The sequence below is a fragment of the Flavobacterium sp. LM5 genome, from assembly GCF_002017945.1.
Classification (GTDB): Bacteria; Bacteroidota; Bacteroidia; order Flavobacteriales; family Flavobacteriaceae; genus Flavobacterium; species Flavobacterium succinicans.
Genome location: NZ_MUFX01000001.1, coordinates 588,967 through 606,593, shown reverse-complemented (window position 1 = coordinate 606,593; position 17,627 = coordinate 588,967). Strand labels below are relative to the sequence as shown.

The following is a 17,627-nucleotide window of genomic DNA, read 5'->3' as shown; positions in this document are numbered from 1 at the left end:
TTTAATTTTGATTCGCTTCCACGACGATTGTCTTAGCCCAAATATCTCCTAAACGTTGATTCCTATCTGTATTTTTTATCGCCATTATTGCAAGCAATCCAAAAGGAAACATATCTATTGGGTCTAATACGTGTCTTTTTATAGATTGACCCAATGAAAGTTCACCTTTGTTTTTTGTCAACGATTTTGGTTGTAACCCTACAATTGAATTTCCTAAAGTAGCACCAAAAACGGTTTCCAATACCACTAAAAAAAGAAACCAAAATAGTATTGGAACTAGGGCCAGAAAACCTGTTACAGAATAACCACCTTCCTCGTTTGGTTCACCAAATACTGAGATAAATGCATAGAAAAAAGCATAAATAATTGCGTAATCAATGAGCCCTGCCAAAAAACGCTTAGTAAGATTTGGTTTTAAATTTGTGTTCTCCATTTATTTTTTTGATTTTAACTTTTTCCATCTGATTTTATAAACTTCTATTTAACACACTTATTGTCAACTGTTTTACCACCTCGCATTCTTCAGAATGACTATTCGCGATATAAAGTGTAAGCGTTGCTAATGTCTCATTCGAAATTATTACTTCATTTTTACTATTATACAACGCATTATTTTGTTTTAAAAAATAAAGAAAACATGCAGCAGCTATACGCTTATTCCCGTCAACAAATGAATGATTTTTAGTAATATAATAAAGTAAATTAGCTGCCTTCTCTTCAATAGATGGATACAATTCCGTACCTCCAAAACTTTGCTTAATTTGATTTATTGAACTATGAAAACTATCGTCTTTTTGTTTTGCAAAAACATAAGAGTCATAATCTGAATACATTAGATTAATAAGTCCAATATAATCGTTGTAGTCAGGATAAATGGTCTCTTTTATTGTATATCCTCTTTTATCTAATTCCTCATGGTCGTAATCATCAAGTAATGCAAGCCCTTTTGCATATTGATGAAAGACTTCTTTTTCGTACTCATTAGCGGCTTCTTCTAGGGCCCTACTAACTATTCGAAGTCCCGTTTTTAGAAATTCTACTTCTTGTTGCTTTTGTTTCAGTCGTTTTTCATTTATTGCATATCCTTTAATCAAAAAATCTTTTAACCTTTGGGTAGCCCACTGACGAAATCTAACGCCTTGTTGCGATTTCACTCGATAACCTAATGAAATAATTACATCTAGATTATAAAATTCAACCGCTCTTTCCACCTTTCTATTTCCCTCCATTTGAACTGTCGCAAATTTTGCGACAGTTGAATGAGATTCTAATTCTTTTTCTTTAAAAATTGTATTGATATGCTTTCCAATTGTTTTAACGTCTCTGCCAAACAAAAGAGACAATTGTTGACGATTTAACCATACCGTATCGTTTTCTAACTGAACCAATACCTCGGTACCTTCTGAAGTTTTATAAATTTCTACTTTATGGTCCATTTATTGTTTTGAATTTAAAATTAACTCGATGGATGCTTCATCAACGAGTAAGTACGTTAGTATTTTTTTTGCTAAAACTTTATCGGACTGCATTGCTTTGTCAAACTCATCTATTAAACCACAAGCATAAAGCCTTTCGTTTACAGTCATTCCTCTTAGATTCTCAATTGAAGTTGTTCTATGAAGTATTTGTTTTTTTGTCATTTTACTTGGTAAACTTTATCGGATTCTTTTTTGGCATTGGCGGAAAAGGCAATCTTAATGTATCTTTATTTAAAGAATACTTCTTAAAAGCATTCAAATTTTTATTTAACTCTGTAGCATCCTCAATTGTAATAAAATTCTTTTCAGCATATTTAATCTCTATTAAATTTTGTAATGCTATAAAATCATTATACTTGGAATTAGTTTTAAAATCGGATGTATTAAATGTAATCTCTTGGTGATTTCTAAATTTTATTTTTACTCTAATTGTAGGTCCACAAGAGATTTCAATAGTAGGGTTTTTACTTTTATCATTTTAAAATCCCTCCTTTTTGTCTTTACTATTCAAAAATATTTTATCAATTATTTCGCTGCCAACAGTTGATTTAAAATAAAAATATTCTTTTTTGGAGAATGGTGTTTTTTGAACTGTTTCGACATTTCCATCTTTGTCAATTATAGAGTAAAAAACCGTTTCAGTTTTAAATTCTGTTTTAGTATCGTTCAAGTTGTAGAAATAAGACATTATTTCAATAGTCTCAATTTCACTCCTTTCTTGCGAACAGCCTAAAATAAAAACTAAAATTAATAGTATTACTTTTTTCATTATTACAATTATCTCATTATTAGCACTGTTATGTATCAAATATACTCAAAAAATTCCATTTACAAACGGTTACAAACAATTACAACCGAAAGTAAATGGGATGCAACCGACTAATTATCAATCGGCACCGCATCTTTGCCCTGTCGAAATGAAACAACGACCTTGTTGCTCATCCGACACGAACATTTTAATTATATGCCTAACTTTTAAATTTACACGCCATGAATGCAATGAAAAACAGAGTACAATTAATCGGTCACGTAGGAAACGAACCAGAAATCAAAACCTTCGACGGAGGTAAAAAAGTAGCCAATCTTACTATCGCTACCAACGACACTTACCGCAACGACAAAGGAGACAAAGTAGAACAAACCGAATGGCACAAAGTAAGTGCCTGGGGAAAAACAGCCGACATCATTGAGAAATACGTGACCAAAGGCAAGGAAGTAGCCATCGAAGGCAAACTCACTCACCGCAGTTACGAAGACAAGAACGGGGAGAAACGCTACATCACTGAAGTGATAGTGAATGAAATCCTTTTGATGGGCAAATAAAATCCGGAGCTATGAATGTACAGGTATTTTCCGTTCGGGTAGATGCTCCTCATTTGGCGCACGACCAGCAACAACTTAATGATTTTATCGCCTCGGTAGAATTGGTACAATCCGATACTCATTTCATCGAATCCGATGCGAGCTATTGGTCGGTTTTGTTGCACTATAAAGAAAAAATCAATCTTGCGTCTCAGGAAAAAGCGTCACTCACCGACCTAACCCAAGACCAAATCGATAGGTTTGAACACTTGAAAAAATGGCGCAACGAAAAAGCCAAAACGAATGGTGTAAAACCATTTGTAATTTGTCACAACAGCCATCTGATTCAAATAGCCGTGCAACATCCCAAAACGAGTTCCGATTTTCAATGGATTAAAGGATTTGGAGAAAAACGAACGCAACAGTATGCGGAAGAAATCATTCAGCTATTAGAAAACATACCTCTAAATCAGGAAGAATTAATTTAAAATATATAAGCCATTTAAGTTTTCTATAAGCACGGAATTTTTCAAAACCATAGAAGGCATTTAAGGACATAAAAGGCTGAACAAAAGCTTGAGTGTTCTTGATGCCTTTTATGGTTTAATATTATGTGTTTTTTGAACTTTGTGGTTAATTATTGGCCACGGATGTCGCGGATAAAACGGATGCAACGGATTTTAATGGAACTTAAATGTCCTTATTTGTTTTATTACTTTGCGAGCCTTGCGATAATCTTTGCGTGCTTTGCGGTTAAACTTTAGACAAAGATTTCACACAATTTAAAGAATTAATTATTTAAAACTTTGCGCCTTTGCGTCCTTGCGGTTAATTTTTTTACCACAAAGCAACACGAAGAAGCCACTAAGACTCACAAAGCAAAAGTAGTGCAATTGTTGTATGCTATACCAAAACTTATATGCTCTTATTTGCTCTTATTTGCCTTATATGATTCAAAAAAGCTTTAATCAAAACTTCAATGCCTTATATGTTTTAAAATTCTCAGCAAATTAATACAACCCTCTCGCTACTCGATACGTATTAGCATGAGCCTCAATTATGGTTTTAATCGCAGGAGAATAACCGCCACCCATACTCACTTGTACAGGAATACCCAAAGATTTACAAAGACCTAAAACATAGCTATCTCGAGCTTTACATCCTTCTAAAGTACACCCTAATTTCCCTAATTTGTCCGTACCCAAAATATCCACACCCGCTAAGTAAAAAACAAAATCGGGACGATGGAGGCTGAGTAATTCTGGAAGTGTTTCTTGTAGAATGGCCAAATAAGTTGAATCATCTATCTTGTCTGGCAAAGGGATATCGTAATCTGAAATTTCTTTTCGAAAAGGATAATTACTTTGACCATGCATTGAAAAAGTAATGACATCCGTATTATTTCGAAAGATTTCTGCTGTGCCATTGCCTTGATGTACATCGAGATCTACAATGAGGATTTTATGGCACTTCTTCTGATTGATGAGATACTGAGCTGCAATCGCTTGATCGTTGAGTAAGCAAAAAGCCTCTCCACGATTCGAGAATGCGTGATGAGTTCCACCAGCAATGTTAAAAGCAATACCGTGTTCCAGCGCGTGATTACAACCTACAACTGTGCCTTGTGCAATACGCAACTCTCGCTCGACCAACGCTGCAGAAAGTGAAAATCCGATACTACGAATGGCTTTGGCATCGAGAGTCAATTCGGTTAGAGCCTTAACATAAGTTGGTGTATGCACAGCATGGACTAAAGATAAATCAATAGGTTCAGGGGAATAAAAATCATTAGGTTCTGCTGTCCCTTCGTGGAGTAACTGCTTAGGAAGCAGTTCGTATTTGAGCATCGGAAAACGATGTCCTTCGGGTAGTGAATGGTTGTAAATGGGATGGTTGGCAATAAAAAACATAAAACACTCAGTTGAGTGTGCAATGTAGTAGCAATTTTAGAATTACGCTACTTTTTTAATCAAATCAAACATAGGACAACGACCGCAACGTTTGTTTTCGCCTTTCTCGTATTTTCCGCAACATTTTGACTTGCAGTTTTCGGCAACTTTGATTTTAGCCAAAAGCGCTTTCTTCTTTTGGTCTTTCTTTTCTTTTTTGCCTTTTTTCTTGTCCTTTTCTTTGTCTTTCTTACTCATGTTGGTGTGGTAGACTAAAATTCACCGACAAAGATACTTTGTTTTTATTAATTCTAAATAAATTTTAACGAAAAAATTAAAAGGCTTTTTCTAAAGCAATAAAATGAGTCAATTTTCCTTTGGCATCAAAAATTGGATAACTTTTGATTAAGCAGTCATAGGTTTTACCATTTTTTTTATAATTGATTACTTTTGACTCAAAGGGGAGACAATTATTGATTTTTTCACGTATTTCTCTAGAGGTTTTCATATTTGTTTTCGCTCCATGAAACATTTTGGGACTATTTCCAAGTACTTCCTTTTCGGTATAACCATTCATTTTCAAAAGATTGTTGGAAGCAAAAACTATCTCTAATTTGTCATTAGTCAGAATAACAACATCTTCTAAAAGTGAGTCTCTCAACATTTCCGTAGCAACTACCTCTGTATTTTTGGGCAAAATACGTTGTAATCGATTAAAATCAGTAAAAGAATTTTTAACGGTTTCTATAAACTCTCCATGAAAACTCATTGAAACCATCGAAGTTACTTTTAAATCTAAAGTACTAAAGTACCTAGCTTTTGCGTTTTCGTAGTGTTTAATATGTACCATAATAACTGTATTAGGCTCCAAAAATAGTTGATTTTTAAAACGTATGGCTACAAATTAGTGCATTTAACTCTTGTTGAGGCTTGTACAATATTAAAAATCAAACTGTAATTGTATAGATACGGCCTTTTTCTGTTCCGTATTAAGGTTACTTAACGCAATACCAAGCAGTCGAACAGAATCTTTTAAACGCTCTTGATACAAAAGTTCCTTACTAATATCTAAAATCAAATTTTGATCTGAAACAAAATAAGGTAACGTTTTACTTCTGGTCTGTTGCGAAAAATCACTGTATTTTATTTTTAAGGTCACGGTCTTTCCTGATATATTGGACTTCCGCAGTCGTTTCTCTAATTGTAAGGCAATACTTTTCAATTTCTCTACCATAAAAATTTCAGAGGATAGATTCACATCAAACGTATGCTCTGCAGCAACAGATTTGGTTATACGCGAGGATTGCACTGGACTATCATGAATACCCCGAACGACATTAAAATAATAACTACCTGATTTACCAAAATGATCTTCTAAAAAAGGGAGCGTTTTATTTTTTAAATCTAAACCTGTAAATATTCCTAATTGATACATTTTGTCGGTAGTTACTTTACCTACTCCATAAAATTTATGAATCGGTAAGTTTTCTAAAAAAGGAATGATATCAGCACCACTAACTGTTTTTTGACCATTAGGTTTATTGTAGTCACTAGCTACCTTTGCGATGAACTTGTTAATTGAAATTCCGGCTGAAGCTGTCAAACCAACTTCGGATAAAATTCTAGAACGAATTTCTGAAGCAATTAAAGTCGCACTTGGATTTCCTTTTTTATTTACCGTTACATCCAAGTAGGCTTCATCTAAAGAAAGAGGTTCTACCAGATCTGTATAATCATAAAAAATGGCCTGTATTTGTTTGGAAATTTCTTTATATCGATCAAAACGTGGAGGTACGAAAATTAAATCGGGACAATATTTTTTGGCCAATACGCCGCTTAAAGCACTACGAACACCAAATTTACGAGCCTCATAACTCGCTGCTGAAACGACACCTCTATTTTCGTTACCACCGACTGCAATTGGCTTTCCTTGCAACGCTGGATTATCCATTTGCTCCACGGATGCATAAAAAGCATCCATGTCAATATGAATAATTTTACGTGTTGAAAAACTTGTGTCCATGCTTGAAATATTTTATTCTAATGAAAAGAGAGCGTCACTAGCAACCACAAAAAAACCTAGAATTTTAAATCCTAGGTTACCTTAATTTTAATGCCATATAATATAACTATTTTTTGATAATAGTTTCAATAGTTACTTTCATAGATCCAGCAGCTTTAGAGGAGGCAATAGCCATAAATGCTTTTTTAGATAAATCAATTTCTCTTGATTTTACAAATGGCCCTCTATCATTCACTTCAACAATAACCGATTTTCCATTGGATTCATTGGTTACTCTAATTTTGGTTCCAAAAGCAATTTTTTTATGAGCAGCTGTCAATTTATGCATATCAAAACGCTGACCACTTGCCGTTTTACGACCATGAAACTTATCAGCATAATACGAAGCATGACCGTTCTTTTTGTACAACACATACTTAACTGTCGGGTCAAACAAGGAATCTTTTAACAAGCCGGTCAATAAAGGATTTATTTTTTCTTTTTTAATGCTGTCTTTAGTACTGGATACTTTCTCTTTCGTATTGTTTTGGCTATATCCAAAAAGAATTAAAGCAAATACGAAGAGAACGGCTAATAATTTTTTCATGTAAACTCATTTAAATTAATACTAATTCAAAACGTACTGAATCGCTCCAGTTGTTTTAAAAATTAAAGCCACAAAGCCCAAGGTATCCTACTTAAAATTAGGAGTAAACCCAAGCCGTAAAACACAGCAAATGTTTTAAACTGTGCAGATGCATCGGTAAGTTTTTTATGTTTAGACCAACCAATGGTAATCAAAACAATGGCAATGATATTGATTAAAGGATGCTCTAAAGAAGTTAAACGCAAGGCTTTGTCTGCCATTTGCCCGAAAGCTTTTAAACCTAAAGGAGAAATGAAATAGATCACTAGTCCGATTAAGAATTGAACATGAGTAAAAATAAGTGCAAATAAAGCAATTTTACGATCTTTAGCGGTAAATGCTTTTTTACCTGTAAAACCTATGATAGCATTCACCACAGCAAACACTAAAATTAACAACACCAAATAGGCCCAACCAGAATGAAACTTTTGTATAAATTCGTACATAGAATATTTTTTTTGAATGTCAAATATAAGAAAAAATGGGGTAAAAAAATCAATCAGTAAAATAACTATAAAAAAACAACCCCCAAAAAACACTTGTCTTTGGGGGTTACTTTTAACAATAGCTTTTAACTATAAAGATTGCAATACTTTATCAATTATTTGAATTGAACCGTTTGTTCCCTGAATATTTAAAACTCTAGCATTTGCATTAACCGCAGGAGTTGACTTATCTACAATTTTCAAAGTAGATCTTGTTAATACAAGCGTATTAGGAGTAAACAAAGTGTTAACTGTAACATCTGCTGAAGTAGAAAATGCAGTTGTAGATCCTGCTACTCTATTTGATTTCTCTAAATGATAGTTTAATATTTTCGTAATATCCGCATCTGTTTTCCCTACTAAATATCCTCCCGTTGCCAAAGCTGCTGTAAATGCATCATTATTTGGAGCATAAACACTTACAGGAGCGGCACCAGTAGCAGCAGTTAAAGTTGCTAAAACTGTAGCCTGAGGAGCACTTTTAACAGTATTCAACAAAGAAGACAAACTTGGGTTAGCTGCAATTTGATTCACTATAGTAGGCAAAGATAAAACATTATCAATTACATGAAGAACACCATTACTAGCATCGATATCCGCTTTGGTTACTTTTGCTCCACCGTTAGTGTTACCTCCATTGATTAAAACATCTGCCGCTGTCTTGTTAATGAAAACACTCAAATTAGCTCCTGAAGTAGCTGCAGCAGAGGTTTTTAAAAATCCAAATGTTTTGAAATAGCCACCAGCAACTAAATCATCTGCACGTGTTCCTATACCAATTACATGATTTTGTAATCTTAACTTTAAATCTGCAATTTTAATAGCATCTGCTGGTACTAAAGGATCTAAAGCATTAATAGTGGCACTTGTATATCCCGCAGCTGTAAACGCTGCATTAGTAGGAGCAAATACAGTAAACGAACCTGGATTACCTAAAGTAACATCAAGACTTGTTTTTTTCAAAGCATCTACAAGTATACTAAAATTAGCAGGATCAGCTTTAGCTATCTCAACAATTGAAGAAAGTTTTACTACTTCTTTTGTGTCATCTGTACAAGAAATTGTAGACAATATCAATACAAATATCGAAGCGAAATATAGGATTTGTTTTTTAAGTTTCATGATTATATTATTTTATGATTTTTTTAAATGTATGTCTATTAATTATTATATTGGTTATTTACCAAACGTATATCTTAAAGTAAATTGTGCTTGCCAAACATCAAATACAGAGGCATTTTTTTGGAAAGTATCTTTAGCTAAAAACCTTTTTCCTTGGTTATCTGTTTGCAACGCCATATTGTAAAAAGGAGTATAATTATTAGATAAACTTGGAGCTTGAGCTACAGATAAAATATTTGTAGCCGTTGCACGTTGTGAAATACCCCAGTTTCTATTCAATAAATTGGTGAAATTTAAAATATCAGCTCTAAATTGGAAACTATTTTTCTTGCCTCCGATATTTAAATAAAAATCTTGGGTTACAGAAAGATCAATTTTATGCAACATTGGAAGTACGTTTGAATTTCTTTCTACATATTGACCTCTGTGTTTAGATAAGTAAGGATCTTGTTCAATGTATTTCTCAAAAGCTTCTTGTTGTTGTGCCTCAGTATATAATACAATTGAAGAGCCTCCAAGGTTTTGAGAAATTGGTGAAAAACGTAAGTCTGTCGCTTTCAATGGTACAAACAATAAATCATTTCCATTTACTCTATCACCATTTAAATCTCCTCCATAAGAATAAGAAAATGGATTGGCTTGCTCGCCAATATATCCAATGTTAATGGATGTTGAACCACCATATTTGGTACCATAATCAATTTTGTATCCGATAATGCCTACATATCGGTGAGGTGTATTGTTATTAGACAAACTTAATTTCAAGTCATTATTTCCGTTTATAGATCTAGCTCCTGTCCATGAACCTGAAGCCACAGATCCAGCAGAAAGCAAATCATAAGCAGCAGAATGTGTATAGGCAAAAGATCCCCACAAACCATTTCTATATGGATACTCTAATTTGAAAGTAGTCGAATAAAAATACCCTTGATTGGTATTTGTCAATACGATTCCATTCGAAACATTATTGTTAATTCTTACCCCATTATCATTACCAGCATAAAGTGGTCTATTATCAGGTCCTGCAATAGTTCCAACTGGATTTGCTAAATTAGCATTGTAATAGCCCACCTCATTAATGTTTTTACTGAAAATCCCTTCTATACTACCCACAAAACCAAAAGGTAATTTTTGATCTATAGCAACCGTAGTTTTCCAAACTTGTGGAAACTTATAATCTTTTGCTGTAAAAGCTAAATCAAAAGTAGAAGGTAACGTAGGGGTAGAAGGAGTAAAATACTGAGAAGGGTTAGCCGTAAATCCGTAACCTCCTGCTCCAACTGAAGCATCACTAGCATCAACAAAACCAGTTAAAACACCATTGTTACCAATTGAATTAGATAAAAACACAAATGGCGGTCTTCCTGTAAAAATACCAGTTCCTCCTCTAAGTTGAGTCGTAGCATCTCCTGTTACATCTAAATTAAAACCAACTCTTGGTTCAAATAAGTATTGTGTTTTTGGCATTTCACCAGTATTGAATTTTTCACCATTAGCAAATGTCATAGCTGTTACAGCAGGATTTTCTAATGCCGTATCACTGAATGAAACTGCTGTTGCACGTAAGCCATAAACAAATTTAAATTGTTCATTAACTTTTACTTCATCTTGAATATACAAATCAATTTTGTTTGATTTTAAAACTTGTAAAGGTTCAGCACCACCTTGAAGAGCAGAATATCTAAACTGAGTTCTAACTGGCAAATTTGTTTTAGATGGTGCACCCCCAAGAGCCAGAGATTCATTCGCTGCATTGTAAAATTCTTCTAACGAATTGAATATATACACCCCATTTGAACCTGGGAAGAATAAGTTCTCGGACTTGAAGTGTTCAAAATTGGCTCCAAATAACAAGGTATGTTTACCAATGGTTTTTGTTACATTGTCTGTAAAGTGAAGTGTAGAATAATTTAATTTATTCCCTTGAGTAAAAGGATCTAAACCTACAGACATGTAAGTTAAGTTACCTACAGTGTAACCTCCTGATGGAATAGCTACTCCATTTTTAATATCTATAGTCGGAAACAAACCACCTCCCTGAAGTGAACGATCTTCAATTTGTTTATCATATCCTGCAATAAAATTGTTACTCCATGATTTAGATAATTTAGAATCTAATTGTAGAACAATAGACCTAGTATTGTCTTCAATTACATAGCCACTATTTTTGAAAGACATGGCATTTACATTTGAAGTTCTATTCCCAAACCCTAAAGAGTTAGAACCTGAAACCAACTGATCTGCCGATGAATTACTATGTACATATCTAAGCGATAGTTTGTGATCATCATTAATATTCCAATCTAATCTTCCAAGGAATTTTTTAGATTCTTTCTTAGAATCAAATCTTTCCCAAGGTCCGGTAGTGTAATTAAATTTTTCTTGCATAAAATTAGAAAGCGTTTGCATCTGCTCATAAGTAGGCGCAGAAACTTGAGCACTTCCATTTGGAGAGTTCGTTGAAGTCCAGTTTGTAGCTGGGCTCGTATTATCAATCGTTTCGAAATTTCCGAAAAAGAATAATTTATCTTTAATGATTGGAGCTCCCAATCTTGCTCCCCAAATCGTTTCGTCAAAAGTCGCAGGTACAATTCTAACCTCTCCTGCCTTTGTCCCTACAAAACTACTCTTATTACTTCTGAAAGAATTGTAAACAGAACCTTCAATTTCATTTGTTCCACTTCTAGTAACAGCATTAATCCCAGATCCTGTGAATCCAGTTTGTCTTACATCAAATGGAGCAATATTTACTTGTAATTGTTCGATCGCATCTAATGATATGGCGGTAGATCCTGTTCTACCTCCAGCTTGAGCATCACTACCCAATCCAAAGCCATTATTAAATACAGATCCATCAATAGTAAAGTTATTTAATCTTGAATCTTGCCCACCAAAAGTCCCTCCACTTCCAGCATTTGCATTATACTTCGTAATAGCGTTTATTGAACGAGCTCCAATAACAGGAACGGCATTCAATTGTCTGTTAGAAAATTGTTGAGAAGCTCCTGTCCTACTTTTTGAAAAAGCACCATTATCTGATCTGGTAACAACTACTTCTTTCAATGCATTCATTTCTTCAGAAAGTACAATATTAACACTAGCAGTGTTTCCAAGTGGCGCATTAATTTCTGTAATTTCTGATGTTTTGTAACCCAAATAGGAAACTTTTAAAGTATAAGGCCCTCCAGGTCTAACGGTTGGCAATGAATAACCTCCTGCTCCATCCGTTTCTGCATAATATTTGGTACCTGTAGGAGTATGTACTGCCTGTACAGTCACCCCTGGTAGTCTTTCTCCTAAATTACTCTTAACGAAACCAGTAATAGAAGAACTAGTAACCTGAGAATATCCAACTAGGGATAGGAAAAACATAACAATAAATGTGATTTTTTTCATTTTTGATTTAATGTATTAAGTTTGGAGCAAAATTCCAACTTTTAACACTATCTTATGTTAACTTAACGTTAACATAATATCCATGACTCCCTAATTTACAGACAATTGGTTTTATTATACTGATTGCGTTAAAAAATAAAAAATAACACTCTTTTTTCATTCAAAAAATACATTTTTGTTAAAATCATAACATTTCAAAAGGCTTTAATAGCCTAAAAGCTAGCCAAAAGCCTCTCTTAACCTTAAATAAAACATAAATAAAGAGTAAATTTATTACAAAATAAATTTTAACTTTTAGCAAAATCATGTTTTTACCTACTTACTACCTGTTAATTTTTACAAAAAATATAACAACCAAACCTTACTATTATTTAGTGAACCGCAATAAAAAACGCTCTGTCCATTTTACTATTACCCTTGTCTACCAATTATATAAACAGCATCCTATGATAGGCATAAAAAATAAAGCACAAAAAAAACCACCCCGAATGAGGTGGTTTGAAAATATATAACGGTGTATTAGAAATTGTAGCGTAAACTAAAATTCCAAGTTCTACCAAAACCAAAGAATACTTGGTTTCCATCGGCTACACCTTGATAGGTTCTGCCTAATTCTTCATAGGTTTTTCCGCCTGAAGCAATATCATTAGCAAAAATATTGGTTCTTGATTCAGCAATGTACGTTTTATCTAAAACATTGTTTACATTCAATCTAAAGTTGAATGATTTGTCATTATGTTTTCCAACCAATAGTTTATAAGATACTCCCATATCCAACAAACCGTAAGAAGGCAATTGCAATGATCCTTTGTTATCGGCTAGTGTAAACTTGTCTGGAGAAATAGAAGCATATAAACGGTCTGAATGTCTGTAGTTGGCATCTACCGTAAACCTTTCCAAAACCTCATAGGTCGCTCCAATAGAAGCGGTCAATTGTGCAGCATCACCAACTTTTACACCATCTAAATACAAAGTACTTGTTGATCCTCCACCAATAGGGTTATTGGAGATATCAAATCGTCTGCTTTCACTATTCCCGTCATATTTCCAATCTCCAATAGAAAACATACCATTTACTTTTAGTTTTGGTGTCACTCTTGCATTGGCTTCTAACTCAAAACCTGTGTGTACTTGTGTAATACCTGAGAAATCATAATACCCTCCTTGATTATCAATAGCTTGATCTGAAGCTCTTTGATATCTATCTTTCCAAGTAGTATGATACACATTTACATTGGCATTAAAAAATCGAGAACGAAAACCATAACCAGCTTCCAATCCAACAACTTTTTCATTGGTTAGATTGTCATTAACTAAAGAAGCATTGTTTGGGTAAACGGCATTAAAGAAAGGTTGTTTCGAATAATATCCTGCATTTACAAATACATTATGTTGCTCATTGATATTATAATTGGCTCCCCCTTTAACATTTCCACCTAAAATATTTTCATAAGCTGTAGAAGATAAATCAGAAGATGAACTATATTTAAAGTAGTCGTCTCTTCTAAATCCTTGTTGCGAAACAGCTCCTTGAACAAAAGCCGTCAAATTATCATTACTGTATTCTAATTGCGTAAAAGCGCCATACCATTTCACCAATCCATCATTATTGAAACCAAGTTTTGGTTGGTTACTTTCACTATAAAATGGATTCCAACTTGGTTTAGTTGAAACTGTATTATAAATTAAATTAGGAATTTGAACTCCAGAAGCGTTCACATTATTTACATTGCTATTATCAGCATATCTATCAGACCCCAACAAGTTAGAAAGTGTTTGGTAATGCATTCCTCGGTAAGCTCTTGCATCTACCCCAAAATCGAGCGTGAAATTTTTCGACAATTTCTTATTCAAATTCACTACTCCACCGTACCAGTTGTGTGAATTAACATTAGAAATTTGGCTAATTCCGTTGGTAGCATTATTAGCCGTTGAACTATTACTTTCATAAGCACCATTTACTTGCGCTCTTGTATACGTTTTTCCTCCAATAGTTACAGTTTGACCTGAATTGTACGCTTGGATTAAATCTACATTAATTAAACCATCTGGCGTTCGCAACGCATCATGAAATTGTCTGTTTCCAGCAATGGCACCTGTACCATTGGTTCCACCCCCACGACCAAAAGACCCATAAACTACCGCGGACATTTTAGTGGTCTCGTTAATGTCATAATCCCAGTTAACAGACATTACAGGTTTATGATAATAGTTGGTACTAAAACTAAATTCCTCACCATTTAAGTATCCCCAATCAGAATTGTATTTAATATCCGGTTGCCCGTTTGCACCATATTTTAAGTAGCTTCCAATAGTAGGTGCTGTATTTCTCTTGTTGTGCCATTGAGGCGCTCCTGTAAAAGTAAATTGAATATCATGTTTTTTATTAGCGGTTTTATAACCTAAACCCACAAAATAATTATACCCTTCAAATTTTGTTCCATCCACATAACCATCTCCAGAAGTACGACTAAACAATACAGAAGCCGATAAACCATTTTCCAATACCCCAGTAGAATAACTAGCCGTTGATTTCAAGTATAGATCATTACCAAATCCTGTAAACAAAGACCCTCCTTCTTTCATGTCTGAAGTTCTAGTTACTACATTTATAGTTCCTCCAACCGAAGAGATGGCCAATTTAGAAGACCCTAAACCTCTTTGCACTTGCATGGCCGAAGTTACATCAGACAAACCTGCCCAGTTACTCCAGTAAACTGCGCCATTTTCCATATCATTAATAGGCATACCATTTACCATTACGGCGATATTTCTTTGATCAAATCCACGAATATTGATTCGAGAATCTCCAAACCCACCACCAGCTTTAGTAGTGTATACTGAAGGTGTGTTGGCTAAAATTTCAGGAAATTCTTGAGACCCTAATTTCTCTTGTATTTCAGCGGCTTTAATTGTTGATACCGCAACTGGTGTTTTTCTGTCTTTGGCTACATCAATCACGGAACTTTTTACGATAATTTCTTTTAGCTCATTAGAATTTGAAGTTAACACAATCGTTCCGATATCTTTAGTAGCTCCATTGGAAACTGAAAAACGAACAGTCTTGGTTTCAAAACCAAGGAATGAAATAACTAATTCCCCAGTACTTGCCGTTGTAGTCAAAACAAAACTTCCATCAAAATCAGTTGTTGTTCCTATTGGCGATCCTTTAATTACAATGTTAGCTCCTGGTAAAGAACCATCATTATCTTTAATTTTTCCTGTAATTTTCCCTTGTGAAAATGCCGTTGAAAATGCAAAAAACATCATGCAAAATAGCACATAATTCTTAATTCCCTTCATTGTTTTTTTGTGTTGTTTTCTTTAAAAATTAATTTTTTGCAAAATTCAGCCATTAAAAGGGTTGCAATGTTAAGCTAAGATTAACTAGAGTTAACACTATCTTAAAACACGTATTATTAATACATTGCCAGTGTTTTATGTTAAATTAACAGCGTATTGAAGCAAAAATTAAGTCTAAATTCCACCAAGTACTTTTTCATGCAAATTATTTTATGGTTCACATATAAAATTGGGAATCAGAACTCTTAAAAAAAACTAAAAAATGATTTTCGATTTATTTTTTATAATGACATTAAAAAAAAAGTCTCGAACAGAAAACCTGTCGAGACTTTTGAAAATAATTTATTTCGTATTATTTCTTCTTATTCTTAAGAAAATGATTCAATAAAAATGAAGTTGAACTATCGTGGTTTTTCACTTGTTCCGTTTCAATTTCTTCTAAAATTGAATTGGCCAATTGTTTTCCTAATTCCACTCCCCATTGGTCAAAACTGAAAATATTCCAGATCACACCTTGTACAAAAATCTTGTGCTCATACATTGCGATTAAAGCACCAAGGGATTTTGGCGTTAATTTTTGAATCAAAATAGTATTGGTAGGTTTGTTTCCTGTAAATACTTTGAATGGTAATAATGCCGCTGCTTTTTCGGCTGAAAGTCCTTGTTTATCGAATTCAGCTTGTACTTGAGCTTCGGTTTTTCCGTTCATCAACGCTTCTGTTTGCGCGAAGAAATTGGACATTAATTTATCGTGATGGTTCCAATCGCCATACAAAGGTTCTACAAAACCAATAAAGTCAGAAGGAATCAATTTAGTTCCTTGATGAATTAATTGAAAAAAGGCGTGTTGCGCATTCGTTCCTGGCTCACCCCAAATAATAGTTCCCGTTTGATAGTTCACAGGTTTACCATCGCGACCTACGCTTTTCCCATTACTTTCCATCGTTCCTTGTTGCAAGTAAGGGGCTAATTTTTGTAAATATTGTGTGTACGGAATCAAAGCTTCACTTTCTGCTCCATAAAAATTGTTATACCAAACACTTAGCATTCCTAAAATTACAGGAATGTTGTTTTCGAAAGTTGTGTTTTTAAAATGCTCGTCCATATCTTGAGCACCATCAAGTAAAGCTTCGTAGTTGTCATATCCTACCGCTAAACTGATAGACAAACCTACCGCACTCCACAAAGAAAAACGACCTCCTACCCAATCCCACATTGGAAAAACATTGTCAGGATTGATTCCGAATTCCGTAACTTTTTGTAAGTTGGTTGACACGGCAACAAAGTGCTTAGCCACATCTTCTTGTGTCGCTGATTGCAAGAACCATTTTCTGATAGTTTCAGAATTGGTCAACGTTTCTTGTGTAGTAAAGGTTTTTGAAACAATTACAAATAAAGTAGTTTCTGGATCTAACTTTTTGATCACCTCATTCGCATGATCGCCATCTACATTAGATACAAAATGAACCTTGAGATGATTTTTATAAAATTGTAACGCTTCAACCGCCATAACTGGCCCAAGGTCAGAGCCTCCAATACCAATGTTTACGATATCTGTGAAGGTTTTTCCAGTGTACCCTTTTCGGATTCCTGAAACAACTTCGTTCGTAAAGGATTTTATTTTTGCTTTCACTTCATACACTTCTGGAATAACATTTACTCCTTCTACGTTTATTACAGCATCTGATTTTGCACGTAATGCTGTATGAAGTACGGCACGGTTTTCGGTTTGATTGATCAATGCTCCACCAAAATACTCAGAAATAGCAGTCTCTAAACCACATTCCTTAGCCAATTCAAGTAAAAGGGCTACCGTTTCTTGGTTGATATTGTTTTTGGAAAAATCTAGTAAAAAATCATTCCAATTGATGTTAAATTTATCGGTACGATTGCTGTCCGCCTGAAACAATTCTTGAAGTGTAAGGGTTTGTTGTTCCGAAAAATGTTTTTGTAATTTCTCCCAAGACGCTGTGGTCGTTGGATTGATTGTATGTAAGGCCATAT

Annotated in this window: 16 protein-coding genes; 2 read left to right on the top strand and 14 right to left on the bottom strand. The window is 34.1% G+C overall.

The features are described 5' to 3' along the window. Position 1: 1 nt before the first annotated feature. The 4 genes from BXU11_RS02500 to BXU11_RS02480 form a co-directional block, all read right to left on the bottom strand. Positions 2-433, bottom strand: a complete 432-nt coding sequence (locus BXU11_RS02500; protein WP_078210900.1) for an RDD family protein — start codon at positions 431-433, stop codon at positions 2-4. Between the two features lie 34 nt (positions 434-467). Continuing rightward, entirely contained in the window at positions 468-1,436 is a 969-nt protein-coding gene (rhuM, locus tag BXU11_RS02495; RefSeq protein WP_078210899.1) for a RhuM family protein, read from the bottom strand. Then, positions 1,437-1,640 (bottom strand): hypothetical protein, encoded by a 204-nt coding sequence (locus BXU11_RS02490; RefSeq protein WP_078210898.1) that lies wholly within the window; start codon positions 1,638-1,640, stop codon positions 1,437-1,439. A 316-nt stretch (positions 1,641-1,956) separates the two neighbouring features. Then, positions 1,957-2,247 (bottom strand): hypothetical protein, encoded by a 291-nt coding sequence (locus BXU11_RS02480; protein ID WP_078210896.1) that lies wholly within the window; start codon positions 2,245-2,247, stop codon positions 1,957-1,959. A gap of 221 nt (positions 2,248-2,468) precedes the next feature. Here BXU11_RS02480 and BXU11_RS02475 point away from each other — a divergent pair, with 221 nt between their 5' ends. Both BXU11_RS02475 and BXU11_RS02470 read left to right on the top strand, forming a co-directional pair. Continuing rightward, positions 2,469-2,801: a single-stranded DNA-binding protein gene (locus tag BXU11_RS02475; RefSeq protein ID WP_024980691.1), complete on the top strand. Its 333-nt coding sequence runs from the start codon at positions 2,469-2,471 to the stop codon at positions 2,799-2,801. Between the two features lie 11 nt (positions 2,802-2,812). Then, on the top strand, positions 2,813-3,268 hold the full coding sequence (locus BXU11_RS02470) for an HRDC domain-containing protein (protein ID WP_078210895.1): 456 nt from the start codon (positions 2,813-2,815) through the stop codon (positions 3,266-3,268). A gap of 522 nt (positions 3,269-3,790) precedes the next feature. Here BXU11_RS02470 and BXU11_RS02465 read toward each other — a convergent pair. The 10 genes from BXU11_RS02465 to pgi form a co-directional block, all read right to left on the bottom strand. Next, entirely contained in the window at positions 3,791-4,690 is a 900-nt protein-coding gene (locus BXU11_RS02465) for a histone deacetylase (protein ID WP_078210894.1), read from the bottom strand. A 42-nt stretch (positions 4,691-4,732) separates the two neighbouring features. Then, on the bottom strand, positions 4,733-4,927 hold the full coding sequence (locus BXU11_RS02460) for a hypothetical protein (protein ID WP_024980687.1): 195 nt from the start codon (positions 4,925-4,927) through the stop codon (positions 4,733-4,735). Between the two features lie 76 nt (positions 4,928-5,003). Further along, entirely contained in the window at positions 5,004-5,519 is a 516-nt protein-coding gene (locus tag BXU11_RS02455) for a PAS domain-containing protein (protein ID WP_078210893.1), read from the bottom strand. 90 nt (positions 5,520-5,609) lie between these two features. Then, the gene (gene dinB, locus BXU11_RS02450; protein WP_078210892.1) at positions 5,610-6,692 is read right to left on the bottom strand and encodes a DNA polymerase IV; all 1,083 of its coding nucleotides are present in this window, start codon (positions 6,690-6,692) and stop codon (positions 5,610-5,612) included. A gap of 106 nt (positions 6,693-6,798) precedes the next feature. Then, a complete protein-coding gene (locus BXU11_RS02445; protein ID WP_024980684.1) occupies positions 6,799-7,278 on the bottom strand; it encodes a septal ring lytic transglycosylase RlpA family protein in 480 nt (159 codons plus the stop codon). Positions 7,279-7,340: 62 nt separating this feature from the next. Beyond that, entirely contained in the window at positions 7,341-7,763 is a 423-nt protein-coding gene (locus BXU11_RS02440) for a hypothetical protein (RefSeq protein ID WP_078210891.1), read from the bottom strand. 129 nt (positions 7,764-7,892) lie between these two features. Further along, the gene (locus BXU11_RS02435; protein ID WP_078210890.1) at positions 7,893-8,924 is read right to left on the bottom strand and encodes a fasciclin domain-containing protein; all 1,032 of its coding nucleotides are present in this window, start codon (positions 8,922-8,924) and stop codon (positions 7,893-7,895) included. Between the two features lie 54 nt (positions 8,925-8,978). Next, a complete protein-coding gene (locus BXU11_RS02430) occupies positions 8,979-12,320 on the bottom strand; it encodes a carboxypeptidase-like regulatory domain-containing protein (protein ID WP_078210889.1) in 3,342 nt (1,113 codons plus the stop codon). 519 nt (positions 12,321-12,839) lie between these two features. Further along, on the bottom strand, positions 12,840-15,623 hold the full coding sequence (locus tag BXU11_RS02425; protein WP_078210888.1) for a TonB-dependent receptor: 2,784 nt from the start codon (positions 15,621-15,623) through the stop codon (positions 12,840-12,842). Positions 15,624-15,975: 352 nt separating this feature from the next. Then, positions 15,976-17,625 carry a glucose-6-phosphate isomerase gene (pgi, locus tag BXU11_RS02420; RefSeq protein WP_078210887.1) on the bottom strand — a complete coding sequence of 550 codons (1,650 nt, stop codon included), beginning with the start codon at positions 17,623-17,625 and terminating at the stop codon, positions 15,976-15,978. Positions 17,626-17,627: the final 2 nt, after the last annotated feature.

Bases quoted from the DNA above. Each gene is read 5' to 3' on its own strand.
- BXU11_RS02475 (WP_024980691.1), top strand. From the start codon at position 2,469: ATGAATGCAATGAAAAACAGAGTACAATTAATCGGTCACGTAGGAAAC.
- BXU11_RS02455 (WP_078210893.1), bottom strand. From the start codon at position 5,519: ATGGTACATATTAAACACTACGAAAACGCAAAAGCTAGGTACTTTAGT.
- BXU11_RS02470 (WP_078210895.1), top strand. From the start codon at position 2,813: ATGAATGTACAGGTATTTTCCGTTCGGGTAGATGCTCCTCATTTGGCG.
- BXU11_RS02430 (WP_078210889.1), bottom strand. From the start codon at position 12,320: ATGAAAAAAATCACATTTATTGTTATGTTTTTCCTATCCCTAGTTGGA.
- BXU11_RS02480 (WP_078210896.1), bottom strand. From the start codon at position 2,247: ATGAAAAAAGTAATACTATTAATTTTAGTTTTTATTTTAGGCTGTTCG.
- BXU11_RS02445 (WP_024980684.1), bottom strand. From the start codon at position 7,278: ATGAAAAAATTATTAGCCGTTCTCTTCGTATTTGCTTTAATTCTTTTT.
- BXU11_RS02440 (WP_078210891.1), bottom strand. From the start codon at position 7,763: ATGTACGAATTTATACAAAAGTTTCATTCTGGTTGGGCCTATTTGGTG.
- BXU11_RS02435 (WP_078210890.1), bottom strand. From the start codon at position 8,924: ATGAAACTTAAAAAACAAATCCTATATTTCGCTTCGATATTTGTATTG.
- BXU11_RS02425 (WP_078210888.1), bottom strand. From the start codon at position 15,623: ATGAAGGGAATTAAGAATTATGTGCTATTTTGCATGATGTTTTTTGCA.
- BXU11_RS02460 (WP_024980687.1), bottom strand. From the start codon at position 4,927: ATGAGTAAGAAAGACAAAGAAAAGGACAAGAAAAAAGGCAAAAAAGAA.
- BXU11_RS02465 (WP_078210894.1), bottom strand. From the start codon at position 4,690: ATGTTTTTTATTGCCAACCATCCCATTTACAACCATTCACTACCCGAA.
- BXU11_RS02490 (WP_078210898.1), bottom strand. From the start codon at position 1,640: ATGACAAAAAAACAAATACTTCATAGAACAACTTCAATTGAGAATCTA.
- rhuM (WP_078210899.1), bottom strand. From the start codon at position 1,436: ATGGACCATAAAGTAGAAATTTATAAAACTTCAGAAGGTACCGAGGTA.
- BXU11_RS02500 (WP_078210900.1), bottom strand. From the start codon at position 433: ATGGAGAACACAAATTTAAAACCAAATCTTACTAAGCGTTTTTTGGCA.
- pgi (WP_078210887.1), bottom strand. From the start codon at position 17,625: ATGGCCTTACATACAATCAATCCAACGACCACAGCGTCTTGGGAGAAA.
- dinB (WP_078210892.1), bottom strand. From the start codon at position 6,692: ATGGACACAAGTTTTTCAACACGTAAAATTATTCATATTGACATGGAT.